Source organism: Streptomyces graminofaciens (assembly GCF_030294945.1).
In the GTDB taxonomy this organism is placed as follows: Bacteria; Actinomycetota; Actinomycetes; order Streptomycetales; family Streptomycetaceae; genus Streptomyces; species Streptomyces graminofaciens.
The window spans coordinates 5,380,739-5,405,299 of the sequence record NZ_AP018448.1 but is presented as its reverse complement, the minus strand read 5'-3'; the positions used below and the strand labels follow the sequence as shown (position 1 = coordinate 5,405,299).

Sequence of the window (24,561 nt, the reverse complement as noted above, 5' to 3'; positions counted from 1 at the left end):
TGTTTGTGCCCTTGTGAAGGGCATAACCCGATCGCCGTACAACTGCACACGCACGAAGGGAGCCCGCCGTGGACAATGACGTCGCCGCGGGAAGTGCCGGAAGCACCGGAAGCACCACCTCGATCCTCGGCCAACTCGCGCTCGGCCTCACTCTGTTGGCGTTCGGACTCGGTCACACCCGAGTCGTCGACGGCCTGACGGAAGCCGACGCCGTCTCTCTCGCCACCTACGTCGGTGGCGTCACCCTGTTCGTCGCCGGTCTCCTCGCCTTCCGTGAGCGGGACGCCTTCACGGGTACGGCGTACTCCGGGCTCGGCGCGCTCTGGTTCACCTGGGCCGCGGGCGCCGGTGACACCGTGTCGGACAACGCGGCCGGGCTCTTCCTGCTCCTCTTCGCACTTGTCGCCCTCAGCCTCGCGCTCGGGGCGCCCGCGTCCGCGACGCTGACACGTGCCACGTATGCGCTGCTGTTCGTGGCTCTTCTGCTGCTGGCCGTCTCGGAGTTCGGTGGCGGGGCGGCTCTGGCCAAGGCCGCCGGTTGGTTCGCGGCGGTCGGCGGGCTGGTGGCCTGGTACGCGGCGACCGCGGCGTTGGCCCACTGGCCGACTGTTCTGCCGAAGCGTGCTGCCGGTCGGGGTGTGACGGCCACCGGCTGAAACGGCAGCGCATGCCGGGGAGTCGGGCGTCCCCGGTGAACATGGGCGGACCCCCCGTGCCGGTGGCGCACGTGGGGGTCCGTTCCGTTGTCCTGCCTGGGCGGGAGCGTGGGGGCTGGTCGCGCCCACGCGGCGGAGCCGCATATCGATACGGCCCCGCGCCCCCGAAAGACGGCGGCTACTCCACCGTCACCGACTTCGCGAGGTTGCGCGGCTTGTCGATGTCCCGGCCCAGGGACAACGCCGTGTGGTACGCGAGGAGCTGGAGGGGGATGCCCATCAGGATCGGGTCCAACTCGTCCTCGTTCTTCGGGACGACGATCGTCTGGTCGGCCTTCTCCTGGCACTCGTGGGCCACGGCGAGGATCCTGCCGCTGCGGGCCTTGATCTCCTCCAGGGCGGCGCGGTTCTTCTCCAGGAGGTCGTCGTTCGGCACGATCGCGACCGTGGGGAGCGCCGGCTCGATGAGGGCCAGCGGGCCGTGCTTCAGCTCGGAGGCGGGGTAGGCCTCGGCGTGGATGTACGAGACCTCCTTGAGCTTGAGGGAGGCCTCGCGGGCCACCGGGTAGCCACGGACGCGGCCGATGAAGAGCATCGAGCGGGCCTCGGCGTACTCCTCGGCCAGCTTCTTGATCTCGTCCTCCTGCTCCAGCATCTCGGCGATCTGGCCGGGAAGCTTGCGCAGGCCCTCGATGATCCGCTTGCCGTCGCGGACGGACAGGTCACGGGTGCGGCCGAGGTGCAGGGCGAGCAGCGCGAAGGCCACGCAGGTGTTGGTGAAGCACTTGGTGGAGACGACACAGACCTCGGGGCCCGCGTGCACGTAGATGCCGCCGTCCGCCTCGCGGGCGATCGCCGAGCCGACCACGTTCACCACACCCAGGACCCGGGCGCCCTTGCGCTTCAGCTCCTGGACGGCCGCCAGCACGTCGTAGGTCTCGCCGGACTGGGAGACGGCGATGTACAGGGTGTCGGGGTCGACGACCGCGTTGCGGTAGCGGAACTCGGACGCCGGCTCGGCGTCGGCGGGGATGCGGGCCAGCTCCTCGATCATCTGGGCGCCGATCATGCCCGCGTGGTACGAGGTGCCGCAGCCGAGGATCTTCACCCGGCGGATCTGGCGCGCCTCGCGGGCGTCCAGGTTGAGGCCGCCGAGGTGCACGGTGGAGAACCGGTCGTCGATACGGCCGCGCAGCACGCGGTCCACGGCGTCGGCCTGCTCGTGGATCTCCTTGTGCATGTACGTGTCGTGGCCGCCCATGTCGTACGAGGCCGCCTCCCACTCCACGGTGGTCGGCTCGGCCGTCGTACGGGTGCCCTCGGTGGTGTACGTACGGAAGTCGTCGGCCTTGAGGGTGGCCATCTCGCCGTCGTCGAGGGTGACGATCTGGCGGGTGTGGGCGACCAGGGCCGCTATGTCCGAGGCGACGAACATCTCCTTCTCGCCGATGCCGAGCACGACCGGGGAGCCGTTGCGGGCCGTGACGATCCGGTCGGGGAAGTCGGCGTGCATCACGGCGATGCCGTACGTGCCCTCGATGAGCCGCAGCGCCTGGCGGACCTTCTCCTCCAGGGTCTCCGCCTGGGAGCGGGCGATGAGGTGGGTGAGGACCTCGGTGTCGGTCTCGGAGAGGAACTCGATGCCGTCGGCCTCGAGCTTCTTCCGCAGGTCGGAGGCGTTGTCGATGATGCCGTTGTGGACGACGGCGACCTTGTTGTCGGCCGACATGTGGGGGTGTGCGTTGATGTCGGACGGGGCGCCGTGCGTGGCCCAGCGGGTGTGGGCGATGCCGGTGGTGCCCTTGAAGCGTGCGGGGACCTTGGCCTCCAGGTCGCGGACGCGGCCCTTGGCCTTGACCATCTTCAGCCCGGCGGCCTTCGGGGACGTCACGACGATGCCCGCCGAGTCGTAGCCCCGGTACTCCAGCCGCTGCAGGCCCTCCAGCAGCAGCGGAGCCACATCACGCTTGCCGATATAGCCGACAATTCCGCACATATATACGTACCCCTCAACGCTTCCCGGTCGGTGTCTGTGGCCGTTGCTTCTCAGCCGTAGACCATGCGGCGCAGCTGCCTGAGCGTGAGCTCCGGTGGCGCGACCGCGCGGTATTTCAGATCCGCCTCGATCCGTTCGAAGATCGCCGTGTTCACCAGGCCCTGGGCCTGGAGTTCGCGGTGGCGGCGACGGACGTATTCCTCGGTCGTCTCGTCGAAATAGGCGAGCACGTCCTGGATCACCCGCAGCGCCTCGCCCCGGCTCAGGGGCGTGGACCGCGTCAGATGATCAACGAGTTCGTCGTGCACTCGGTAGATCCTGGGGTAACGAAAGCCGTTGTGCAAGAAATCTGCCCGATATCGGGCAGCGGCGTGTTGAATCTCTTTGGGACAACATTGAATCTCTCATGAGTGCCTGTTCGTGAGCTGTCCATCCGGCGTCCGGCGGTTCGTCGCCTGAGGAGACGAGTTTCGGACGCCATGGACATTCCTCGCATGGGCGTACCCGAGCGGCTCGCCGACCGCATGAGCATGGCCGAGCAGCACGAGTACCTGCGCGCCCGCTTCTCCCGGCGCACGATGATCAGAGGCGGTGCCGTCACCCTCGGGGCCGTCGCGGGTGGCGTGTTCGTGCCGGGCGCCGGCACGGCCGAGGCCGCCACGCCCACACGGACCGTCGGCCGGGCCGAGGCCGTCGACGGCTCCTACGTCGCCCCCTTCGGCCGCCACCTCGCCTACGGCAACGACCCGCGCACCGAGATCAGCGTCTCCTGGCAGGTCCCGGTCGCCGTCCGGAAGCCCTTCATCCGGATAGGCGCCCACCCCCAGGACCTCTCCCGCAGGATCGCCGCCGAGGTGCGCACGCTGTTCACCCCGGCGGGCGTCGGCGCGAGCGGCAACCACACGCAGTACTACCTGCACGCCGAGCTCACCCACCTCAAGCCCGGCCGGACGTACTACTACGGCGTCGGCCACGAGGGCTTCGACCCGGCCGCCCCGCATCTGCTGGGCACCCTCGGCACCTTCACCACCGCCCCGGCGCACAAGGCGCCCTTCACCTTCACGGCCTTCGGCGACGAGGGCGTCAGCTACCACGGGCTCGCCAACAACAGCCTCCTCCTCGGCCAGGACCCGGCCTTCCATCTGCACGCCGGCGACATCGCGTACGCCGACCCGGCGGGCCAGGGGAAGACGGCGGACACCGGCTTCGACTCGCGGATCTGGGACCAGTTCCTCGCCCAGACCGAGTCCGTCGCCAAATCCGTCCCGTGGATGCCGGCGTACGGCAACCACGACATGGAGGCCTGGTACTCACCGGGCGGCTACGGAGGCGAGGAGGCCCGCTGGAACCTCCCCGACAACGGCCCCGACAAGAAGAACCTGCCAGGCGTCTACTCCTTCGTCTACGGCAACACGGCCGTCATCTCGCTCGACGCCAACGACATCTCCTTCGAGATCCCGGCGAACCTCGGCATCTCGGGCGGCACACAGACGAAGTGGCTGGAGCGGCAGCTCAAGAAGTACCGGGCCTCGGCGGACGTCGACTTCATCGTCGTCTTCTTCCACCACTGCGCGTACTGCACCTCCACCGCGCACGCCTCGGAGGGCGGCGTACGGCAGGAATGGGTGCCGCTGTTCGAGAAGTACACCGTCGACCTGGTGATCAACGGCCACAACCACCAGTACGAGCGCACCGACGTCATCAAGGCGGGCGCGGTCGCCAAGAAGCTGCCGATCGGCGGGACGGCGTACCCCGAGAAGGACGGCGTCGTGTACGTGACGGCGGGTGCGGCGGGGCGCAGCCTGTACGCGTTCACCGCGCCGCTCTCCTACGAGGGCCATGAGAACGAGGTCGAGTCGGTGGCGTCCTTCATCAACACCAAGGACGGGAAGGTCGACGAGACCGTCGCCTGGTCGCGGGTGCGGTACCTCGACTACTCCTTCCTGCGCGTGGATGTGAAGCCGGCGCCCAAGGGGCGGTACGCGACGCTGACCGTGCGCGGGATCGCCGAGTCCGGGGAGCGGGTCGATCACTTCACGGTGGCGCGCCGGGCGAAGTAGCGCCTCACATCCGGCTGAGGATCCCTGAGAAGACGGGGCTGCGCCCCTGTCTTCTCAGAGGCGCAGCCGACAGGCCTGCCCAGGGGTCACCCCAGCGCCCGCTTGAGGGATCGAGCCCTTCGGGCCACCCTCCGTACCGTCGCGTTCCGTGGAATGAACGCCAGCTGTACCGGAATCCCCCCGGGCAACCCCAACGACGTGAGCCGCCGGCGCTTGAAGTAGCGCAGGGTCCGCTCGTTCAGCCGCTTCGTCAGATAGGACTCCGCCGCCGCCCGCAACTCCGGGTAGATCTTGGACTGCATGGCGTACCCCACCGCCCGGACGAGGCGGTTCAGGTCTGCCACGGTCATCCGCGGTCTCTGCGACTCCACCGCCCCCCGATCCCCCAGCTCAGGCAGCAACGCGTCCACGATCGTCACCGGCACCCGGTTGCTGTTCTCGTACGGCGCGAGCTGCTCCAGCAGGGTTTCCGTGCCGATGCGGGCCACCGGCAGCCCGTACAGCGCGGACGCGGTCAGCAGTGCCGTGGAGAAGCAGCCGACGACCAGCGCCGGGCGCATCCGCTGGTACAGCACCTCCGCCAGCACCGGCGTGTCCAGCACCGTCAGGTCCACACCCAGCCGCTGCGCCTCCTTCTCCAGACCGCGCGACCAGCGGGCCGGCGCGCTCGGATGCGGCTTGAAGACGACCCGCGTGTGCCCCAGCTCCACCGCGCCCTTCAGCATCCGTACGTGGAGGGCCTCTTCCTCCTCCGCCGTGAGGATGCCGAGCGCGGACAGGTACTGGCCGAGCAGCAGCGCCGGTTCCTCGATCGCCGGCAGCGTGTCACCCGTGTCCACCAGCTCAGCCAGCACCTTCACGAAGGCGTCCGTCGGCACGATCTCCGCCTCGACCCCGAACTCGGTGAGCAGCAGCGGCTTCAGGCCCGGGACCAGGTCCAGGTGCAACAGCCGGTCGATGCGCGTACCCACCAGCGGGTCGATCTTGTTCCTCGTCGGCCCGTAGCTCATCAGGCCGTCCGCGTACACCGTCACCGGCGCGCCCGTGAAGATCTGGGCGACTCCGAGCGCCGGGTTCACCTGGATCGACTCCACGGCCAGTTCGACGTCGTCGTCGCCCAAGCCCCACGCCAACCGCAGATGGCGTTCCCACAGCGGTACATCGTCCAGCCGAGGAGCCCAACCACCCGGGTGGAAGGGGGAGACCGTCTCGTTCCAGGAGACGACCTCGTCGAAGCGGCCCCGCAACCGCTCGAAGCCCGGCATCTCGTCCACGCCGGGGGACGTCTCGGGCGTCGCCGCGTTGTTCGAGACGAGGAGGATGCGCCGGGAGGCCGGGCGGAAGCACTCGGTGTCCAGGGCGGCGGCCAGCGTGGCCGTGCCGTACAGCGTGGACGCCATGAAGATCTGCGTGGTCACGCGGCGACCCCCGCGGCGGCGGGACGACGGCGCAGCCGGCGCAGCCGGGTGGCGCGCTGGATGTCCATGGAGTCGAGCGCCTCGTCGAGCACGTCCTGCGGCATACGGCGCAGGGCCACCGCACTCATCGACTTGAGTTTCCGTGCCACCGCCGGCTCGAACCTTTCGATGGATCCCAAATGGTGGGAGATAATCGCGCAGTAGGTGCGCACGGCCTTGGGAAGGAGTTTATCGGCGTCCCGGTCAGCCGCTGTTTCCGCGATGACCTGGTCGAATGCGCGAATGAAATCGAGTTGGCGTACGTCACCGATCTGCGTCAATGACGAGGCCACCCCTCGTCGGTAGAAGACACCCAGCAATCCCACCGTCGCGAACGAATCCGCCTCCCGGTGCAGCTTCCAGATCCACGGCCGGTCCTCCGCCGTCCGCAACCCGTCGGTGAAGTGCAGCACCCCGCGCTCGACCAGTCGGCGGTGGTAGACGCCAGCCCAGGCGTAGGCGTAGTCCACGGAGGTGGAGCGGTCGGCCGGCAGGATCGCGTCCCTGGGGTTCATCGCCACGCCCCGCCGCCCGTTGGGCACCCGGTGGATCGAGCGCGCCCGCGCGGTGCACTGGACATGGTCCGTGCGCACGAAGTCGACGCCCAACTCCTCGATGGCACCCACGAGTTGGGGGAAGTAGCCGGGGGCGAGCCAGTCGTCCCCGTCGAGGAACGTCAGGTACTCGCCACGGGCTCTGTCGATGCCCGTGTTGCGCGCGGTCGCCAGTCCTCCGTTCTGCTCGTGTCTGACATGCACCGCGCCCGGCAGCTCGCGCTCCGCGCGCGCGAGGATGTCCGGTGTCTCGTCGCGCGAGCAGTCGTCGACGAGTATGAATTCAAAGTCCTCGCGTGCGTTCGCACGGAGGCTCTTCAGGGTGTCGGGCGCATATTGCTGCACGTTGTAGAACGGCACGATGACGGAGAGCTTGACCACCCGAGTGACGTTAGGCGCCGCTCCGGCATTCGTCTTGACCGTCCGCTTGATGCCAGGTGAACGAAGCGTGGCGGTCCCGTGAACCAGGTGATTTCCGGGGTGCGGCACGGCCTGATTCGCCATTCGTCGACGCGCTGTTAACCCTTTGTTGCATTCGGGTTGGGCCGATCAACGGAATCGCTTCCTAGCGTCTTCGATGTGCCAGCAGTTACGCCAGCAAGTACGTCAGCGAGTTCAGGGAAGGCCCTCCGGGTCGCCGTTCTCGCGGATTCCGACACCCGATGGAAATGGGGCGCCCTCACCGCGAAGCGCATCGCCCCGGAGCATGCGGGTGATCCGGACATCCGTCTGGACGGGTTCCTCCTGCGCGGCCGTGCCACCCCGACCGCCCGTCAGCTCGACGAGGTGGGCGTCCGCGCGGACTCGCTCCGCGAGGTCACCGGGGTCGAGTTCCTGCGGGCGATGGGCACCGCCGAGGCGGCGGACACCTACGACATCGTCGTGCTCGCCCTCGTCGGCGGCGGCGTCCAGGCCATGCTGCACGGCCTCCGCCACGCCTGGGGCGCGCGGACCAGGCGGCCCCTGGTCGTAACCGGTTATGTCGGTGTCGTCTACGAGAAGCTCGCCGACGGCCTGCTGCTGCGGCACGGCGCGGACCTCGTCCTCGCCAACTCCCGCCAGGACGCGGACCGTTTCCGTGCCGTCTACGAGGGAGTGGGCGCCGACGCCTCGTCCGTCACCGAGGTCGCGCTGCCCTTCCTGGGCGGCAAGCCGTACGAGGGCACCAACGACCCGTACACGGTCGTCTTCGCCGTACAGCCCTCCGTCCCGGCGGGCCGCAAGGACCGTGCGTATCTGCTGAACCGGCTCATCCGGCATGCCCGGCTGCACCCGGACCGCCAGGTGCTGCTGAAGCTGCGCTCCAAGCCGGGCGAGCAGACCACGCACATCGAGGAACTGCCGTACCAGAAGCTGGCGCAGAAGACCGATCTGCCGGCCAACTTCCGCCTCGGCTACGGGAACATGGGCGAGGTCCTCGACACCACCGACCTGCTCGTCACCATCAGCTCGACGGCCGCCCTGGAGTCGCTGCACCGCCGGATCCCCACCGTCGTCCTCACCGACCTCGGGATCCGTGAGGCGCTCGGCAACCACCACTTCGTGGGCTCCGGGTGCCTGGCCTCCTGGGACCAGCTGGACGCCGGGCACGAGCCGGTGCCGGACCCCGAGTGGGTGGCCCGGCAGGGAGTCGTCGCCGACGGGTCGTACGCCACCGCCTTCGACGCGGCCCGCGACCGTATCGCCAAGCTGCTCGACGCGGCCGAACTCCCGCCGCTCGCCCCGTACTACACGACCGTCACCGCGCCCGGCTATCTGCCCGGCATCCTCGCCCGCCACCACCTCGGCCCCGACGGCGGCCCGCTGCCGGGCGCGCCCGCCGCCGACAGGCAGGCCGGGCCCGTACGGCAGATCGTGCGCCGGGCCGCGCGCGGCGCCTACCGCCACGGAGTGCAGCGCGTGGCGCCCGTCATCCGGCGGATGGGGGAGCTGTGAACCGCCGCCCGTCCACCTCGCAAGGAGTACAGACCATGACCGACCCGGTAGCGGGCCGAGCGACCTCCGCCCGTCGCGTGCTCGCCGTGATCCCCGCGCGCGGCGGCTCCAAGGGCGTCCCCGCGAAGAACCTCGCCCCCGTCGGCGGTGTGCCGCTGGTCGCCCGCGCGGTGCGCGAGTGCCTGGCCGCCGGGCTGGTGACGGACGTCGTGGTCTCCACCGACGACAACGCCATCGCCGCCGCGGGCCGCGAGGCCGGTGCCGAGGTCGTCCTGCGCCCCGCCGCCATCGCCGGCGACACGGCGACCTCCGAGGCCGCCGTCCTGCACGCCATGGACGCCCACGAGGCGCGGCACGGCGTCCCCGTGGACGTCGTCCTGCTGGTCCAGTGCACCAGCCCGTTCATCCTCCGCGAGGACGTCGACGGCGTCGCCCGCGCCATCGTCGAACACGGCGCCGACACCGCCCTCACCGTCGCCCCCTTCCACGGGTTCGTCTGGCGGGACACCGCGGACGAGCCCCCGGCCGCCGAAGCCGCCCGCACGGGAGCCGTGGGCGGCACCACGACGGTCACCAGCCCCACCGAGACGGACGGCGGCTACGGCGTCAACCACGACAAGTCGTTCCGCCCCCGCCGCCAGGACCGCCCGCAGGACCTGCTGGAGACCGGCGCCGCCTACGCCATGGACGCGGCCGGCCTGCGCAAGCACAAGCACCGCTTCTTCGGCCGTACGGAACTCGTCCGCACCGACCCCGCACGGGTCCTGGAGATCGACGACCCGCACGACCTCGCCCGCGCCCAGGCACTCGCGCCGCTGTTCGACGCGAACCGGCCGGGCGCCCTCCCGACCGCCGCCGACATCGACGCGGTCGTCCTCGACTTCGACGGCACCCAGACCGACGACAGGGTGCTGATCGACTCCGACGGACGGGAGTTCGTCTCCGTGCACCGCGGCGACGGACTCGGCATCGCGGCCCTCCGCAGGAGCGGCCTGACGATGCTGATCCTCTCCTCGGAACAGAACCCGGTCGTCGCCGCCCGGGCCCGGAAGCTGCGGCTTTCGGTCCTGCACGGCATCGACCGGAAGGACCTCGCACTGAAGCAGTGGTGCGAGGAGCAGGGCATCGCGCCTGAGCGCGTGCTCTACGTCGGCAACGACGTCAACGACCTCCCGTGCTTCGCCCTCGTCGGCTGGCCCGTGGCGGTCGCAAGCGCCCACGACGTCGTGCGCGGCGCCGCACGCGCGGTCACCACCGTCCCCGGTGGCGAAGGCGCGATCCGAGAGATCGCCGGCTGGATCCTCGGCCCCTCTCTCGACTCTCTCGAATCCCTCACCAAGTAAGGAAACAACCGGTCATGAGCACCAACTCCCGCCTCCGCACCTTCGGTTCGAAGACCGCCGGCCCCGGCCACCCCGTCTACGTCGTCGGCGAGATCGGCATCAACCACAACGGTGAGCTGGAGAACGCCTTCAAGCTCATCGACGCCGCCGCCGAGGCCGGCTGCGACGCCGTGAAGTTCCAGAAGCGCACCCCCGAGATCTGCACCCCGCGCGACCAGTGGGACATCGAGCGCGACACCCCCTGGGGCCGCATGACCTACATCGACTACCGCCACCGCGTGGAGTTCGGTGAGGACGAGTACCGCCAGATCGACGAGTACTCCAAGGAGAAGGGCATCGACTGGTTCGCCTCCCCGTGGGACACCGAGGCCGTCGCCTTCCTGGAGAAGTTCGACGTCCCCGCCCACAAGGTGGCCTCGGCCTCCCTCACCGACGACGAGCTGCTGCGCGCCCTGCGCGGCACCAACCGCACGGTCATCCTCTCCACCGGCATGTCGACCCCGAAGCAGATCCGCCACGCGGTCGAGGTCCTCGGCAGCGACAACATCCTGCTCTGCCACGCCACCTCCACCTACCCGGCGAAGGCCGAGGAGCTGAACCTCCGCGTCATCAACACCCTGCAGGCCGAGTACCCGAACGTCCCGATCGGCTACTCCGGCCACGAGACGGGCCTGCAGACCACCCTGGCCGCGGTCGCCCTCGGCGCCACCTTCGTCGAGCGCCACATCACCCTCGACCGCGCGATGTGGGGCTCCGACCAGGCCGCCTCCGTCGAGCCGGGCGGCCTCACCCGCCTCGTCCGCGACATCCGCACCATCGAGGCCTCCCTCGGCGACGGCGTCAAGAAGGTCTACGACTCCGAGCTCGGCCCCATGAAGAAGCTGCGCCGCGTCACCGGCGTCGTCGCCGAGGCGGAGGTCGCGGCGGCGGCGGGCGAGCCCGTAGCGGTCTGAGCCACCCCGACCCCCCACCTCCAAGGGAAGCGACGGTCGTACGTCGATGAGCCCCCGCGCCGGAACCGCCGGCCTCCACACTCTCGCCTTCGTCGAGAGCCCGGTACAACTCCTGAACGTGCTCGAATGGGCGCACACCCACGCGCTGAACAGCACGGACGAGTCCCCCGGCGTGGGGCGCCCGGCCGGAGAGGGCACGGGGCTCACCCTCGTCGTCCTGTCCCCGAACGACCCCATGACCCGGGGCCAGCTGCGCCGTATGGCGGAACTGGCCCGGGACGAGGGACACCAGGTGCGCTGGGAGGAGGCGCGGGGCGGTACGACGGCCCCGTTCCACACCATCACCGGTCTCGCCCCGCTGCTGCGCAGGGCGAGCCGGGTGGTGATGGGCGACCCCTTCTCCCGTTACGTCCAGCTCCTGATCACCATCACCCGGGCCCAGGACCTGGTGGTGGTCGACGACGGCACGGCGACCATGGAGTTCGTCTCCCAGCTGGCCCGCGGCGAACGCCTGGTCCGCTGGCACCGCAAGGGCGGCCGCCCCGGCCCCCGGGACCTGATCTTCGCCCCGGTCTCCTCCCGGGCCCGCAAGCGCCTGACCCCGACCCCCGGCAGACGCGTCGAGGTCTTCTCCTCCATGCCGATCGACGAGACCCCCGAGGGCGTCACCGTCACGGCCAACGCCTTCGCCTGGACCCGCGCCCGCTTCGGTCCGCCGCGCATCACGAAGGGCGCGGACCTCGTCGGCACGTCCCTGGTCGAAACGGGAGTGGTGGACGGCGACCGCTACCTGGAGGCGGTCCGTTCCCTGGCCCGCACCCACGGCGCGACCCGCTACTTCGCCCACCGCCGCGAGAGCGTCGACAAACTCCACCGCCTCTCCGCCGCGACGGGCCTGGAGATCGTCCGCCCCGACCTCCCCCTGGAACTGATAGCCCGCCGCGGCCCCATCGGCCGCACGATCCTCAGCTTCCCCTCGACGGTCGTCCACACCCTCCCCCTGGCCCTGGCCGGCACGGAGGTCCGCGTAGCGGTCTGCGACATCGACCCCGCCTGGCTGACCGAGAACGCCTCCCCCCGAGCCCAGGGCTTCCTGTCGGGCGTGACGGGAACCGCGAGGGACGTACACCGCCTGTCGTCGGTGGCACCGGTCTGACCCGTATGGCGGCATGTGGAGGGTGTGACACTCAAGGACGCCGACTGGCCGGACAAGGTGGACGCGTACGGCCGGGTGGGGCCTGTCCACCTCGTCCTCGACATGCGCGCGCAGGGTTCGTCGTCCCGCCGAGGACCTCGCCTAGGGCGTGTTTCGAAAGTGGCGTCGTCCGCCCGGAGGGCGGGGCCCGCGGCGTCTGGTGCGGTGCATCGCAAGGCGGAGGGTCGTCCGCGTACTGGGCGTACGCGGACGATCCCGACAACGCGGCGAGGTGCCGCACCAGACGCCGCGGGGCAGACGGGACTTTCGAAACACGCCCTAGTCCTCCCGCTGGTCCTCCCGCCACCTGAATCCCGCCAGTCCGGCCGACGCCGCCGTCTCCTCCGACCCGCCGCGCCCACGCCCCCTCCCGCGCGACCGCACCAGCCACACCGCCCACGCCAGCCCCCATCCCGCCAGCGTCATCACGACCAGAACGGCCAGGACCAGGCTCGCCGCGCCCAGCAGACCGAACTTCGCCAGCATCCAGGGGATCTGCTCCTCGCCGCAGCCACACGCATTGAGGGTGTCCGTCGCCGTCACGTTCGTCGAAAGCATGGGCGAAGGGTGCCCGGCAACCCCGCATCCGGCACCCGGTGTGGCCGAACAGTCGCGTGACGGTGATAACTCCGGGATGGGAGACGCGCTCGGACGTGGTATCCGTGGGGGGTGGGAATCGTTCGGAACCTCCGGACGTTTAAAGGATGGGAATCGCGGGCAACCCCGGCGCTCCCGTCGGGAAGCCCCCGGGCGCCCGGACAAATCCGGTCGGCCGCGTACCCGCACCAGGCCCACCTGCCCGAAAAGTCGGGCGAGTGTACCCATCCTTGTCGATACGTATGCGTTGCGCGGCCATTAAATTTCGCCTGTCGGGTTGAAGTTTTGTTGAACGAGGGGCAGTTGGCCGCCCAGTCGCCCTACCCTTCAGAGGGTGAACCAACTGATGTCCCGAGAGTCCGAGGCCGATCTGCCGGGAGAATCCGACACCGTGCTCCCCGGCACGCTTCCTGAAGCCCTGCGTGCCGAGCTCGTCGCGTTCCGCCGCGACCTGCACATGCACCCCGAGCTGGGCCACCAGGAGTTCCGTACGACGGCGGCCATCAAGGCCCGCCTCGAGCAGGCGGGGCTCACGCCGCGTGTGCTCGACACGGGGACCGGCCTCATCTGCGACATCGGGGAGTGGGACGGCGCCGGCCGCCCCATGCTCGCGCTGCGCGCCGACATCGACGCGCTGCCCATCCCGGACACCAAGACCGACTGCGCCTACCGGTCCACCGTCCCCGACCGGGCGCACGCCTGCGGTCACGACGTGCACACCACCGTCGTACTCGGCGCCGGCCTCGTCCTCGCCGAGCTGCACAGGAACGGCCTGCTGCCCCGGCCGGTCCGGCTGATCTTCCAGCCCGCCGAAGAGGTCCTCCCGGGCGGCGCCACCGACGCGATCAAGTGCGGCGCGCTGAAGGGTGTCGGCTCGATCATCGCCGTCCACTGCGACCCGAAGGTCGACGCGGGCAGGATCGGGCTGCGCAACGGCCCCATCACCTCCGCCTGCGACCGGCTGGAGATCTCGCTCGACGGCCCCGGCGGCCACACCGCCCGCCCCCACCTCACCACCGACCTCGTCACCGCCGCCGCCCGGGTCGCCACCGACGTGCCCGCGGTGGTAGCCCGCCGGGTCGACGCCCGCAGCGGCCTCGCCGTGACCTGGGGCCGTATCGAGACGGGCCACGCTCCGAACGTCATCCCGCAGCACGCCGAGCTCTCCGGCACGGTCCGCTGCCTCGACCTGGACGCCTGGCGGGACGCCCCCGACCTGGTGCACGCGGCGGTCGACGAGATCGCGACCCTGCACCGCGCCAAGTCCGAGATCAACTACATCCGGGGCGTCCCGCCCGTCGTCAACGACGCCGGCGTCACCGAACTGCTCCGCGACGCCATGACCGCCCGCCGCGGCGCGCACTCCGTCGAGGACACCGAGCAGAGCCTCGGCGGCGAGGACTTCTCCTGGTACCTGGAACACGTCCCGGGCGCCATGGCCCGCCTCGGCGTCCGCCGCCCCGGCGACCGCCGCAGCCGCGACCTGCACCAGGGCGACTTCGACGCCGACGAGCACGCCATCACCGTAGGAGTCGAACTCTTCACGGCGACCGCGCTCCTCGACGCCGGGCTCTGACCTCCCCACGGGCGTCCCCCACCGGATTCGACCGAACGGCCGATTCCGGTTGCAGCCCGCACGCCCCCTTGGCAGCCTGGTGCGCGTGCCGTACACCCCTCGTACGGCACGCGCACCATCACGCAGAGGTCACCCCATCCTTACGGAGCGCCAGGGACATCCAAGGCCGTGCAGCCCTCTTTGTCCCTTTCGATCCCATGGTTCACGAGGACGTAACGGCCACCGGCACGAATGGATAACGGCCAGTCGAAACCCCGTTCCCAGGAGTGTCTACGCGCGTTAATGTGCGCCGGAACTGAGCACCCACTGCGGGGCTTTGGAGAATGGGGAACTTCAAGATGCGTCGGATTTCCAAACTGACCCGCGTCGCGGTGGGGGTCGCGTCGTTGGCGCTCGCTGCCACGGCCTGTGGCGGTACCAGCAGCGAGAGCAGTGACAGCGACAGCAGCGCGACCAAGAAGGACCTTGGTCTCGCCATCGCGTACGACATCGGTGGCAAGGGCGACCAGTCCTTCAACGACGCCGCGTACTCCGGCCTGGAGCGGGCGAAGAAGGAGTTCGGGTACAAGACCCAGGACATCGAGCCCACCGAGGGTGAGACCGACGCCGACAAGGAGCAGCGCCTGGCCTCCCTGGCCAAGCAGGGCTACAACCCGGTCATCGGCATCGGCTTCGCCTACGGCCCCGCCATGGAGGCCGTGGCCAAGGACTACCCGAAGACCACCTTCGGCATCGTCGACTCGGTCGTCGAGGCCGACAACGTGGCGTCCCTGGTCTTCGCCGAGCAGGAGGCCTCGTACCTCGCCGGTGTCGCGGCCGCCAAGGCCACCAAGACGAACACCGTGGGCTTCATCGGCGGTGTGGACATCCCGCTGATCCACAAGTTCGAGGCCGGCTACAAGCAGGGCGTCGAGGACACCAACTCGAAGGTCAAGGTCCTCTCGCAGTACCTGACCCAGACGGCCGAGGAGGGTGGCTTCTCCAGCCCTGACAAGGGCAAGGCCGCCGCCGAGGGCCAGATCGAGAAGAAGGCCGACGTGCTGTACGCGGCCGCCGGTCTGTCCGGCCAGGGCGTGATCGAGGCCGCCAGCAAGGCGAAGGTCTGGGCGATCGGTGTCGACTCCGACCAGTACAAGCAGGAGGCCCTCGCCTCCTACAAGAACTCCATCCTCACCTCCGCGCTGAAGGACGTCGGCGGCTCGGTCTACGCCCTCGCCAAGTCCGTCAAGGAGGGCAAGCCGCTCACCGGCGTCCAGACCTTCGACCTCAAGGTCAACGGCGTCGGCCTCGCCGAGTCCAACCCGGAGTTCGCCAAGATCGCCGGCCTCTCCGCCGCGGTGGCCAAGGCCAAGGAAGGCATCATCGACGGCTCCATCAAGGTCAAGACGGAGTAGTCGACGCGACCTCCGAGTACCGACCTGAGAAGCGGGCGGGTGTCCCTGGACACCCGCCCGCTTCGCGTTTTCAGTGCCGAGTCAGGGCCGCAGCCCCGCTTTCCGGGGCGCGGGACCCGCGCGACCAGCCCCGACGAACCCGCCCCCGACATCCGGCCGCGACTCTCCCACCCCACCTCCGGCCCACGTTGCGACACGGCCCCATAACAACGTGGTCCACCGGGCTTCTCGCGGAGGGTCTACGCGCGTTACCCTCGCCGAAAGCCAGCGCCGAAGCTGTGAAGCACCACTGAGCAGTACCCACTGAGCAGTACCCCCCGGCGCTTGTACGACTAGGAGCACCACAACATGCGCCGGGTTTCCCGCACAGCGGTCGCGGGCGCAGCGACCGTCTCCCTCGCCCTCGCCCTCTCCGCCTGTGGCGGCACGTCGACGGAGGCCTCGTCCTCCACCCCCGACACCGAGGGCGACAAGGGTCTCGCCATCGCGTACGACATCGGCGGCAAGGGCGACCAGTCCTTCAACGACGCGGCGTTCGCGGGCCTGGAGCGGGCGAAGAAGGAATTCGGCTACGACACCAAGGACATCGAGCCCACCGAGGGCGAGACGGACGCCGACAAGGAGCAGCGCCTGGTCTCGCTGGCGAAGCAGGGCTACAACCCGGTCGTCGGTGTGGGCTACGCGTACGCGACCGCCGTGAAGGCCGCCGCAGAGCAGTACCCCGACACCACCTTCGGCATCGTGGACGACTCCACCATCCAGCTGAAGAACGTCGCGGACCTGGTCTTCTCCGAGGAGCAGGCCTCGTACCTCGCCGGTGTCGCCGCCGCCAAGAGCACCGACACGAACGTCGTCGGCTTCATCGGCGGCGTGGACATCCCGCTGATCCACAAGTTCCAGGCGGGCTTCGAGCAGGGCGTCAAGGACACCGACCCGAAGGTCGAGGTGCTCACCCAGTACCTGACCCAGACGGCCGAGGAGGGTGGCTTCTCCAGCCCGGACAAGGGCAAGACGGCCGCCGAGGGCCAGCTCGAGAAGAAGGCCGACGTGCTGTACGCGGCCGCCGGTCTGTCCGGCCAGGGCGTGATCGAGGCCGCCGAGACCGACCAGGTCTGGGCGATCGGCGTCGACTCCGACCAGTACAAGCAGGAAGCCCTCGCGAAGTACAAGGACCGCATCCTGACCTCGGCGACGAAGGACGTCGCCAAGGCGGTGTACAACCTCGCGAAGTCGGTCGAGGACGGTAAGCCCGAGAGCGGTATCGTCAGGGGCGATCTGAAGACCGGCGAGGTGGGGCTCGCCGACTCCAACCCGAAGTTCAAGAGCGACAGCGAGCTCCAGGAAGCCATCGAAACGGCCAAGGAGAAGATCATCAGCGGCGAGATCAAGGTCAAGACCAGCTGACCCAGTACGAGCAGTCGAGTGACTTGGGGGAAGCGCGGGAGCGCACCGGCTCTTCCCCGAAGTCGCCTGTAACCGCGGGGTTACGTCCGCTCAACGGGGTGCGGGGAGTCTTGCTCCCCGTGTCCCGTTGTCCCGGCGCGTCGCCCCCTTCCAAGCCGTAGGGGCGCTACGCGCGTAGACGACCCCCTTTCTCAGGAGAGTGCGCCATCAACGCGTCCAGCAGCCCTCCGGCCGACGCGGCGGTCAACGGATCGGTGACCGCCGTCGAGCTCGCCGGGATCACCAAGCGATTCCCGGGCGTCGTGGCCAACCACGACATCCACCTCACCGTCCGCAAGGGCACCGTCCACGCCCTCGTCGGTGAGAACGGCGCCGGCAAGTCGACCCTGATGAAGATCCTCTACGGCATGCAGAAGCCGGACGAGGGCACCATCGCGATCGACGGCGAGCAGGTCTCCTTCTCGTCCCCGGCCGACGCCATCGCCCGCGGCATCGGCATGGTGCACCAGCACTTCATGCTCGCCGACAACCTCACGGTCCTCGAGAACGTGGTCCTCGGCAGCGAGAAGCTCTACGGCATCGGCGCCAAGGCGCGCCGCACGATCAAGGAGATCTCCGACCGGTACGGCTTCGGGGTCCGCCCCGACGTCCTGGTCGAGGAGCTGGGTGTCGCCGAGCGCCAGCGCGTGGAGATCCTCAAGGTCCTCTACCGCGGCGCCCGCACCCTGATCCTGGACGAGCCGACCGCCGTACTGGTGCCGCAGGAGGTCGAGGCACTCTTCGCCAACCTGCGCGAGCTCAAGACACAGGGCCTGGCGGTCATCTTCATCTCGCACAAGCTGGGCGAGGTGCTGTCCGTCGCCGACGAGATCACGGTCATCCGGCGCGGTACGACGGTCGGCACGGCCGTCCCCGCCGAGACCACCCCGCGTCAGCTCGCCGAGCTGATGGTCGGCAGCGAGCTGCCCACCCCGGCGACGGCGGAGTCGACGGTCACCGAGAAGGTCGTCCTGGAGGTCGAGGACCTCACGGTCTACTCCACGGGCGGGGTGACGATGGGCAAGTCGTCCGCGAGCCTGCTCATGGACGAGGTGAGCCGGGGGACGGTGAAGCGCCTCCTCGACGGGATCTCGTTCAAGATCCACGCGGGCGAGGTGCTGGGCGTCGCCGGCGTCGAGGGCAACGGCCAGACCGAGCTCGTCGACGCGCTGATCGGCCTGAAGCACGCCCACTCCGGCACCATCCGCTTCCTGGGCGAGGACATCACCGGCCTGCCCACCCGCAAGCGCCGCGAGCAGGGCGTCGGCTACATCCCCGAGGACCGCCACCGGCACGGTCTGCTCCTGGAGGCCCCCCTCTGGGAGAACCGTATCCTCGGCCATGTGACCGAGCGGCCCAACGCCAAGGGCGTCTGGCTGGACCCGAAGGCCGCCCAGGAGGACACGCGCCGGATCGTCGAGGAGTACGACGTCCGCACCCCCGGCATCGACGTCACCGCCGCCTCCCTCTCCGGCGGCAACCAGCAGAAGCTGATCGTCGGCCGCGAGATGAGCCACAAGCCGCGCTTCCTGATCGCCGCCCACCCCACGCGTGGTGTGGACGTCGGCGCGCAGGCCCAGATCTGGGACCAGATCCGCGAGGCCCGCCGCGAGGGCCTGGCCGTGCTGCTGATCTCCGCCGACCTCGACGAGCTGATCGGCCTGTCCGACACCCTCCGGGTGATCTACAACGGCAGGCTCGTCGCGGACGCCGACCCGGCCACCATCACCCCCGAGGAGCTGGGCTCCGCCATGACCGGTGCCGTCACCGGCCACCTCGAACACGAAGAGACCCCCGAGACCTCGGCCGGCGCGCCCGAGTCCGAGGAAGACGAGGCCCGCTGATGAAGAAGTTCGACAAGGAGCGCATGCTCCTCGCGGTGGCCGGACCGGTCCTCGCGCTCGCCGTGGCCTTCGCGCTGACCGCGATCGTGCTGCTGGCCTCCGGCAAGAACCCGGTCGAGCCATTCTCGATCATGTTCGAGCAGGCCACGTTCTCCGACATCCAGGTCCGGATCATCAACCAGGCCACGCTGTACTACATCGCGGCCCTCGCGGTGGCCATCGGCTTCCGGATGAACCTGTTCAACATCGGTGTCGACGGCCAGTACCTGCTCGGCGCCATGATGACCGCGATCGTCGGCGCCCATGTGGACCTGCCGTCGTTCCTGCAGATCCCGCTGCTGCTGCTCACCGCGATCTGCACCGGCGCCTTCTGGGCCGGCATCGTCGGCGTCCTCAAGGTCACCCGGGGCGTCAGCGAGGTCGTCGCCTCGATCATGCTGAACGCGATCGCGACCTCCGTCATCGGCTATCTGTGGCTGCCGGACGTCTTCGGCGTCAAGGTCGGCAACAACAACACCACCGGCGAGATGGCCGAGTCCGGCTGGATCCCCGGCATCGACATGGGCAAGGCCGGCGAGATCTACGGCCTCGTCCTCCTCGCCGCCCTGCTCGGCGTCGGCTACTGGATCGTCCTCAACCGCACCCGCTTCGGCTTCGACCTGCGTGCCTCCGGCGCCTCGGAGACGGCCGCCGCGGCCAGCGGTGTCGACCCCAAGCGCATGGTCCTCACCGCCATGCTCATCTCCGGCGGCATCGCCGGTCTCGCGGGTCTGCCGATCCTGCTCGGCGACACCCACACCTACAGCCTGAACTTCCCCACCGGCATCGGCTTCCTCGGCATCGGCATCGCGCTGCTCGGCCGCAACAGCCCGGTCGGCATCGCCTTCGCGGCGCTGCTGTGGGCGTGGCTCGACAAGGCCTCCCCGGAGCTGGACTTCCACGGCTACGACAAGGAGATCGCGGTCATCATGCAGGGCCTGATCGTGCTGTCGGTCGTCGTCGCGTACGAGACCGTCCGCGAGTGGGGTCTGCGCCGCCAGCAGCGCCGGGTCGGTGCCGAGATCGCCGCGGGCAACGTCCTCGGCGCGGGCGCCTCCGCCGACAACAACAACGTCAAGAAGGAGGTGGCCGGCTGATGACCACCGCAACCGACGTCAACCAGCCCACGCTGCAGCCCGCGGCTCCGGCCGGCCGCAAGCTCTCGCTGCCCGTGCTGCTCCTGGTCATCGCCGGCGTCCTGGCGCTGACCTCGATCGTCCGCATCATCACCGGCGCCGACGGCATCACCAACGTCAGCCAGATGTCCACCGCGCTGGAACTGGCCGTCCCCATCGGCCTAGCCGGACTCGGCGGTCTGTGGGCCGAGCGCGCGGGCGTCGTCAACATCGGCCTCGAAGGCATGATGATCCTCGGAACCTGGTTCGGTGCCTGGGCCGGCTTCCAGTACGGCCCGTGGACCGGTGTCCTGGTCGGCATCGCCGGCGGCGCGATCGGCGGTCTGCTGCACGCCTTCGTCACCGTCACCTTCAACGTCAACCACATCGTCTCCGGCGTGGCCATCAACATCCTCGCCCTCGGCGCCACCCGCTACCTCGCCCCCCTCGCCTTCGAGGGCCACCAGGGCGGCTCGGCCAAGCAGTCCCCGCCGGTCGACTCCCTCGGCGACTTCACGGTGCCCGGCCTGTCGGACGCGCTCCAGACCCTCAACGAGAAGGGCTGGTTCTTCGTCTCCGACCTCGCCGGCCTGCTCGGCGGCCTGGTCACCGATGTCTCCTGGCTGACCCTCGTCGCCGTCGCGCTGGTCCCCGCCACCTGGTGGATCCTGTGGCGCACGGCCTTCGGTCTGCGGCTGCGCTCCTGCGGCGAGAACCCGGTCGCCGCCGAGTCCCTCGGCGTCAACGTCTACAAGTACAAGTACCTCGCCGTGATCATCTCCGGCGGTCTGGCCGGCCTCGGCGGCGCCTTCCTCTCCATCGTCGCCAACCCCTTCTATCTGGAGGGCCAGACCAGCGGCCGTGGCTTCATCGGTCTCGCCGCGATGATCTTCGGCAACTGGATGCCGGGTGGCCTCGCCCTCGGCGCCGGCCTCTTCGGCTACACCGACAGCCTCAACCTGCGCGGCGGCTCCGAGAACGTCCACGCGCTGCTGCTGCTCGGCGCGCTGCTTCTGATCATCGGCGCGATCTGGCAGGCGGTCCGCAAGAAGTACGTCGCCGCCGCGATCACCGCCGTCATCGGCGCCCTGGTCCTCACCTGGTACTCCGTCACCAACGAGGTCCCGAACCAGGTCGTCGCCGCCACGCCGTACGTCATCACGCTGATCGTCCTCGCGCTCTCCGCGCAGCGGCTGCGGATGCCGAAGGCGGACGGCCTGCCGTACCGGAAGGGACAGGGCAAGTGACCCCCGGCGCACTGGCCGAGGTCGACTGGGACGGGCTGCGCTCGGTCGCGCGGGACGCCATGTCCCACGCGTACGCCCCCTACTCGGGCTACCCGGTCGGCGTCGCCGCCCTCGTCGACGACGGCCGCACGATCTCGGGCTGCAACGTCGAGAACGCCTCGTACGGACTCGGCCTGTGCGCCGAGTGCGGACTGGTCTCGGAGCTGCAGCGCACGGGCGGCGGCCGGCTGACGCACTTCACCTGCGTCGACGGCAAGGGCGAGGTCCTCGTCCCGTGCGGCCGCTGCCGCCAGCTGCTGTACGAGTTCGGCGGCCCGGACCTCCTGCTGGAAACCCCGGCGGGAATCGTCCCTCTCTCGGAGATGCTGCCCCAGGCCTTCGGCCCCGGCCATCTCACCAAGTGACTCCGTGCGGCCCCTCCCGACGAACGGTCGGAGGGGCCGCACACTTTCCGATCCTCATCGGATCGCTTTCGGAACCCTCGAAAGGAACGCCATGACTTCGTTGTCGATGGACGCCATCTCCGTCATCCGCACCAAACGGGACCGCGGCGAGCTCAGCGACGAGCAGATCGACTGGATCATCGACGCGTACACCCGCGGTGAGGTCGCCGACTACCAGATGGCCGCCCTCAACATGGCGATTCTTCTCAACGGCATGGACCGCCGAGAGATCGCCCGCTGGACCGCCGCGATGATCGCCTCCGGCGAGCGCATGGACTTCTCGTCCCTGTCCCGCCCGACGGCCGACAAGCACTCCACGGGGGGTGTGGGCGACAAGATCACCCTCCCCCTCGCTCCCCTGGTGGCGGCCTGCGGCGCGGCCGTCCCCCAGCTCTCGGGCCGGGGCCTCGGCCACACGGGCGGCACCCTGGACAAGCTGGAGTCGATCCCGGGCTGGCGCGCCCTTCTCTCCAACGAGGAGATGCTGTCCGTGCTGGACGAGGTCGGCGCGGTGATCTGCGCGGCGGGCGACGGCCTGGCCCCCGCGGACAAGAAGCTGTACGCCCTGCGTGATGTCACGGGCACGGTCGAGGCCATCCCCCTGATCGCCTCCTCGATCATGTCGAAGAAGATCGCGGAGGGCACGGGCTCGCTGGTCCTGGACGTGAAGGTGGGCACGGGTGCCTTCATGAAGACCATCGAGGACGCGCGCGAACTGGCCTCCACGATGGTCGGCCTCGGCACGGACCACGGAGTGAAGACGGTCGCCCTCCTCACCGACATGTCCACCCCTCTCGGCCTGACGGCGGGCAACGCGCTGGAGGTCAGGGAATCGGTCGAGGTCCTGGCGGGCGGCGGCCCGGCGGACGTCGTGGAACTCACCATCGCCCTGGCCCGCGAAATGCTGGACGCGGCCGGCGTGAAGGACGCGGACCCGGCGAAGGCGCTGGCCGACGGCTCGGCGATGGACGCCTGGCGCCGCATGATAGAGGCCCAGGGCGGCGACCCCGACGCCCCGCTCCCCACGTCCCGCGAACAGCACGTGGTGAAGGCGACCGCCTCCGGCGTCCTGACCCGCCTCGACGCGTACGACATCGGCATCGCCGCCTGGCGCCTGGGCGCCGGCCGCGCCCGCAAGGAGGACCCGGTGCAGGCCGCCGCGGGCATCGAGATGCACGCCAAGCCCGGCGACACGGTGACAGAGGGCCAGCCCCTCCTCACCCTCCACACGGACACCCCGGAACGCTTCGCTTACGCGTTGGAGGCCGTGAAGGGCTCGTACGACATCGCGGCTTCGGGCACCGAGTTCACCGCGTCGCCGGTGGTGCTGGAGCGCATCGCCTGAGGCGAGCGGACGGGGGAGGGAGGGGCCGGCTCTTTCGGGGCCGGCCCCTCCCTTTGTGGGGTGGGGGGCGCCTTCCCTTGCGGGGGTGGTGCCGCCCCTTTCGTCGTGCCGACGGCGCCTGCCTTCCCGTCGCGCGGCTGAGGGGGTCCCCTTCTCCGTACGGGCGGCTCTTTCCCGTGCGCGGGAGGCCCGGCCGCGGGTGGGCAAAGGCCAACTCCGGCCGAGCGCCAACGCCGGCCGGGCGTGGGCAAGAGACCAGCCTTCGGGAGAAGGACCCAACACCGCACGCACAAAGGGGCTGGTAGCCAAGGGCGCGACCAGCCCTTTTTTCTGGCTTCGGGCCCTGCCCCCGTCCGGGGCGGTCAGCCCAGCAGCGTCGCGATCACCACCAGCACCGGAACCGACAGCATCGTCGACAGCAGGATCGAGTCACGGGCCAGTCGTTCGGCGACGCGGTAGCTGGAGGCGTAGGTGTAGAGGTTCTGCGCGGCGGGGAGCGCCGAGGTCACGACCACGTCCAGCAGCTGGTGCCCGCGCAGCCCGAACACGCCCACCGCGAGGGCCCAGGCGACCGCCGGCTGGCCGACCGACTTCAGCGCGACCGACAACAGGACCGGGTGACGGTCGGGGCCCCGGCCCGGCATCGTGCTGCCGCACAGGGAGATGCCGAAGGCGAGCAGGACCGCCGGCACCGACATGTTGCCGATCAGCGTCAGCGGGTCCATGACGGGCGCGGGGACGCGTACTCCGAGCGCGGAGACCGCGACCCCCGCCAGCGAGCCCACCGCGATCGGGTTCCTGAGCGGCGTCAGCAGCCGTCGCCACAGCGGGCCCTTCTCGCCCTCGCCGGACAGGTCGAGGATCGTGAGCGCGATCGGGGTGACCACGATCAGCTGGAACAGCAGCACCGGCGCCACCAGCGAGGCGTCGCCCAGCACGTACACGGCGATCGGGATGCCGAGGTTGCCGGAGTTGACGTAACCGGAGCAGAGCGCGCCGATCGTCGTACGGCCCATGCCCCAGCCCCGTACGACGCCCACCGCGACGAAGACACCGGCCGCCGCGGCCGTGCTCAGGGCGGTCACGAGCAGACGGCTGGAGAAGATCCTCGACAGGTCGGCCTGCGCGAGCGTCGTGAACAGCAGGGCCGGCGAGGCGACATGGAAGGCGAGCTTGGTCAGCACCTCGCGGCCGTGCTCGCCGAGGTGACCGCCACGCCCGATCGCGTACCCCACACCGATGACGACCGCGATCACGGCGAAGCCCGTCAGCACCCCCTGCACAGGGCCTCCTCGATGGTGCTGAGGAGGCCGTCGGGTATCCAGGGCGGTGCGGATGCATGGGGCATACAGCCAACCCTCCGGGGGAG

General features: G+C 69.9%; 20 protein-coding genes. 14 read left to right on the top strand and 6 right to left on the bottom strand.

The genetic code is table 11. The features are described 5' to 3' along the window. Nucleotides 1–68: 68 nt before the first annotated feature. Nucleotides 69–656: a GPR1/FUN34/YaaH family transporter gene (locus tag SGFS_RS23030; RefSeq protein WP_286252967.1), complete on the top strand. Its 588-nt coding sequence runs from the start codon at nt 69–71 to the stop codon at nt 654–656. A gap of 178 nt (nt 657–834) precedes the next feature. Here the strand turns inward: SGFS_RS23030 and glmS are convergent, their stop codons facing one another. Beyond that, nucleotides 835–2,652 (bottom strand): glutamine--fructose-6-phosphate transaminase (isomerizing), encoded by a 1,818-nt coding sequence (gene glmS / locus SGFS_RS23025; protein ID WP_286252966.1) that lies wholly within the window; start codon nt 2,650–2,652, stop codon nt 835–837. 50 nt (nt 2,653–2,702) lie between these two features. Continuing rightward, nucleotides 2,703–2,960, bottom strand: coding sequence for a hypothetical protein (locus SGFS_RS23020; protein WP_286252964.1), 258 nt, complete (start codon nt 2,958–2,960; stop codon nt 2,703–2,705). Nucleotides 2,961–3,146: 186 nt separating this feature from the next. Here SGFS_RS23020 and SGFS_RS23015 point away from each other — a divergent pair, with 186 nt between their 5' ends. Then, nucleotides 3,147–4,712 carry a purple acid phosphatase family protein gene (locus tag SGFS_RS23015; protein ID WP_286252963.1) on the top strand — a complete coding sequence of 522 codons (1,566 nt, stop codon included), beginning with the start codon at nt 3,147–3,149 and terminating at the stop codon, nt 4,710–4,712. 86 nt (nt 4,713–4,798) lie between these two features. Here SGFS_RS23015 and SGFS_RS23010 read toward each other — a convergent pair whose 3' ends face one another. Together SGFS_RS23010 and SGFS_RS23005 are read right to left on the bottom strand one after the other, a co-directional pair. Beyond that, the gene (locus tag SGFS_RS23010; RefSeq protein WP_286252962.1) at nt 4,799–6,130 is read right to left on the bottom strand and encodes a polysialyltransferase family glycosyltransferase; all 1,332 of its coding nucleotides are present in this window, start codon (nt 6,128–6,130) and stop codon (nt 4,799–4,801) included. Then, complete coding sequence (locus tag SGFS_RS23005) at nt 6,127–7,104, bottom strand: glycosyltransferase family 2 protein (protein ID WP_286252961.1); 978 nt, start codon at nt 7,102–7,104, stop codon at nt 6,127–6,129. Before SGFS_RS23005 ends, SGFS_RS23010 begins: the two co-directional genes overlap by 4 nt. A gap of 198 nt (nt 7,105–7,302) precedes the next feature. Here SGFS_RS23005 and SGFS_RS23000 point away from each other — a divergent pair, with 198 nt between their 5' ends. From SGFS_RS23000 to SGFS_RS22985, 4 genes are read left to right on the top strand one after another with little or no spacing between them, the layout of a single operon-like run. After that, entirely contained in the window at nt 7,303–8,658 is a 1,356-nt protein-coding gene (locus tag SGFS_RS23000; protein WP_286252960.1) for a DUF6716 putative glycosyltransferase, read from the top strand. A gap of 35 nt (nt 8,659–8,693) precedes the next feature. Then, nucleotides 8,694–10,001, top strand: a complete 1,308-nt coding sequence (locus SGFS_RS22995) for an N-acylneuraminate cytidylyltransferase (RefSeq protein WP_286252958.1) — start codon at nt 8,694–8,696, stop codon at nt 9,999–10,001. A gap of 14 nt (nt 10,002–10,015) precedes the next feature. Continuing rightward, a complete protein-coding gene (locus SGFS_RS22990; RefSeq protein ID WP_286252956.1) occupies nt 10,016–10,954 on the top strand; it encodes an N-acetylneuraminate synthase family protein in 939 nt (312 codons plus the stop codon). 46 nt (nt 10,955–11,000) lie between these two features. Continuing rightward, nucleotides 11,001–12,110: a hypothetical protein gene (locus SGFS_RS22985; protein WP_286252954.1), complete on the top strand. Its 1,110-nt coding sequence runs from the start codon at nt 11,001–11,003 to the stop codon at nt 12,108–12,110. A 318-nt stretch (nt 12,111–12,428) separates the two neighbouring features. Here SGFS_RS22985 and SGFS_RS22980 read toward each other — a convergent pair whose 3' ends face one another. Continuing rightward, nucleotides 12,429–12,707, bottom strand: coding sequence for a hypothetical protein (locus SGFS_RS22980; RefSeq protein ID WP_286252953.1), 279 nt, complete (start codon nt 12,705–12,707; stop codon nt 12,429–12,431). 385 nt (nt 12,708–13,092) lie between these two features. Here SGFS_RS22980 and SGFS_RS22975 point away from each other — a divergent pair, with 385 nt between their 5' ends. The 8 genes from SGFS_RS22975 to SGFS_RS22940 all read left to right on the top strand — a co-directional run bounded on the left by SGFS_RS22975 (nt 13,093) and on the right by SGFS_RS22940 (nt 23,192). Next, the gene (locus SGFS_RS22975; protein WP_286252951.1) at nt 13,093–14,322 is read left to right on the top strand and encodes a M20 family metallopeptidase; all 1,230 of its coding nucleotides are present in this window, start codon (nt 13,093–13,095) and stop codon (nt 14,320–14,322) included. A 338-nt stretch (nt 14,323–14,660) separates the two neighbouring features. Next, a complete protein-coding gene (locus SGFS_RS22970) occupies nt 14,661–15,716 on the top strand; it encodes a BMP family lipoprotein (RefSeq protein ID WP_286252948.1) in 1,056 nt (351 codons plus the stop codon). A 348-nt stretch (nt 15,717–16,064) separates the two neighbouring features. Then, nucleotides 16,065–17,120: a BMP family lipoprotein gene (locus SGFS_RS22965; RefSeq protein ID WP_286252947.1), complete on the top strand. Its 1,056-nt coding sequence runs from the start codon at nt 16,065–16,067 to the stop codon at nt 17,118–17,120. Between the two features lie 254 nt (nt 17,121–17,374). After that, the gene (locus SGFS_RS22960; protein WP_286252945.1) at nt 17,375–19,003 is read left to right on the top strand and encodes an ABC transporter ATP-binding protein; all 1,629 of its coding nucleotides are present in this window, start codon (nt 17,375–17,377) and stop codon (nt 19,001–19,003) included. Further along, on the top strand, nt 19,003–20,139 hold the full coding sequence (locus SGFS_RS22955; RefSeq protein ID WP_286252944.1) for an ABC transporter permease: 1,137 nt from the start codon (nt 19,003–19,005) through the stop codon (nt 20,137–20,139). The genes SGFS_RS22960 and SGFS_RS22955 overlap by 1 nt, the downstream gene beginning before the upstream one ends. Beyond that, nucleotides 20,139–21,404, top strand: coding sequence for an ABC transporter permease (locus tag SGFS_RS22950; RefSeq protein ID WP_286252943.1), 1,266 nt, complete (start codon nt 20,139–20,141; stop codon nt 21,402–21,404). The genes SGFS_RS22955 and SGFS_RS22950 overlap by 1 nt, the downstream gene beginning before the upstream one ends. Next, nucleotides 21,401–21,808, top strand: coding sequence for a cytidine deaminase (locus SGFS_RS22945; RefSeq protein WP_286252942.1), 408 nt, complete (start codon nt 21,401–21,403; stop codon nt 21,806–21,808). Before SGFS_RS22950 ends, SGFS_RS22945 begins: the two co-directional genes overlap by 4 nt. A gap of 100 nt (nt 21,809–21,908) precedes the next feature. Next, nucleotides 21,909–23,192 (top strand): thymidine phosphorylase, encoded by a 1,284-nt coding sequence (locus SGFS_RS22940; protein ID WP_286260019.1) that lies wholly within the window; start codon nt 21,909–21,911, stop codon nt 23,190–23,192. Between the two features lie 362 nt (nt 23,193–23,554). On the opposite strand, the gene SGFS_RS22935 is transcribed toward SGFS_RS22940, so the two are convergent. After that, entirely contained in the window at nt 23,555–24,475 is a 921-nt protein-coding gene (locus SGFS_RS22935; protein ID WP_286252941.1) for an AEC family transporter, read from the bottom strand. Nucleotides 24,476–24,561: the final 86 nt, after the last annotated feature.

Bases quoted from the DNA above. Each gene is read 5' to 3' on its own strand.
- glmS (WP_286252966.1), bottom strand. From the start codon at position 2,652: ATGTGCGGAATTGTCGGCTATATCGGCAAGCGTGATGTGGCTCCGCTG.
- SGFS_RS23015 (WP_286252963.1), top strand. From the start codon at position 3,147: ATGGGCGTACCCGAGCGGCTCGCCGACCGCATGAGCATGGCCGAGCAG.
- SGFS_RS22995 (WP_286252958.1), top strand. From the start codon at position 8,694: ATGACCGACCCGGTAGCGGGCCGAGCGACCTCCGCCCGTCGCGTGCTC.
- SGFS_RS22990 (WP_286252956.1), top strand. From the start codon at position 10,016: ATGAGCACCAACTCCCGCCTCCGCACCTTCGGTTCGAAGACCGCCGGC.
- SGFS_RS22985 (WP_286252954.1), top strand. From the start codon at position 11,001: ATGAGCCCCCGCGCCGGAACCGCCGGCCTCCACACTCTCGCCTTCGTC.
- SGFS_RS22980 (WP_286252953.1), bottom strand. From the start codon at position 12,707: ATGCTTTCGACGAACGTGACGGCGACGGACACCCTCAATGCGTGTGGC.
- SGFS_RS22975 (WP_286252951.1), top strand. From the start codon at position 13,093: ATGTCCCGAGAGTCCGAGGCCGATCTGCCGGGAGAATCCGACACCGTG.
- SGFS_RS22970 (WP_286252948.1), top strand. From the start codon at position 14,661: ATGCGTCGGATTTCCAAACTGACCCGCGTCGCGGTGGGGGTCGCGTCG.
- SGFS_RS22965 (WP_286252947.1), top strand. From the start codon at position 16,065: ATGCGCCGGGTTTCCCGCACAGCGGTCGCGGGCGCAGCGACCGTCTCC.
- SGFS_RS22955 (WP_286252944.1), top strand. From the start codon at position 19,003: ATGAAGAAGTTCGACAAGGAGCGCATGCTCCTCGCGGTGGCCGGACCG.
- SGFS_RS22950 (WP_286252943.1), top strand. From the start codon at position 20,139: ATGACCACCGCAACCGACGTCAACCAGCCCACGCTGCAGCCCGCGGCT.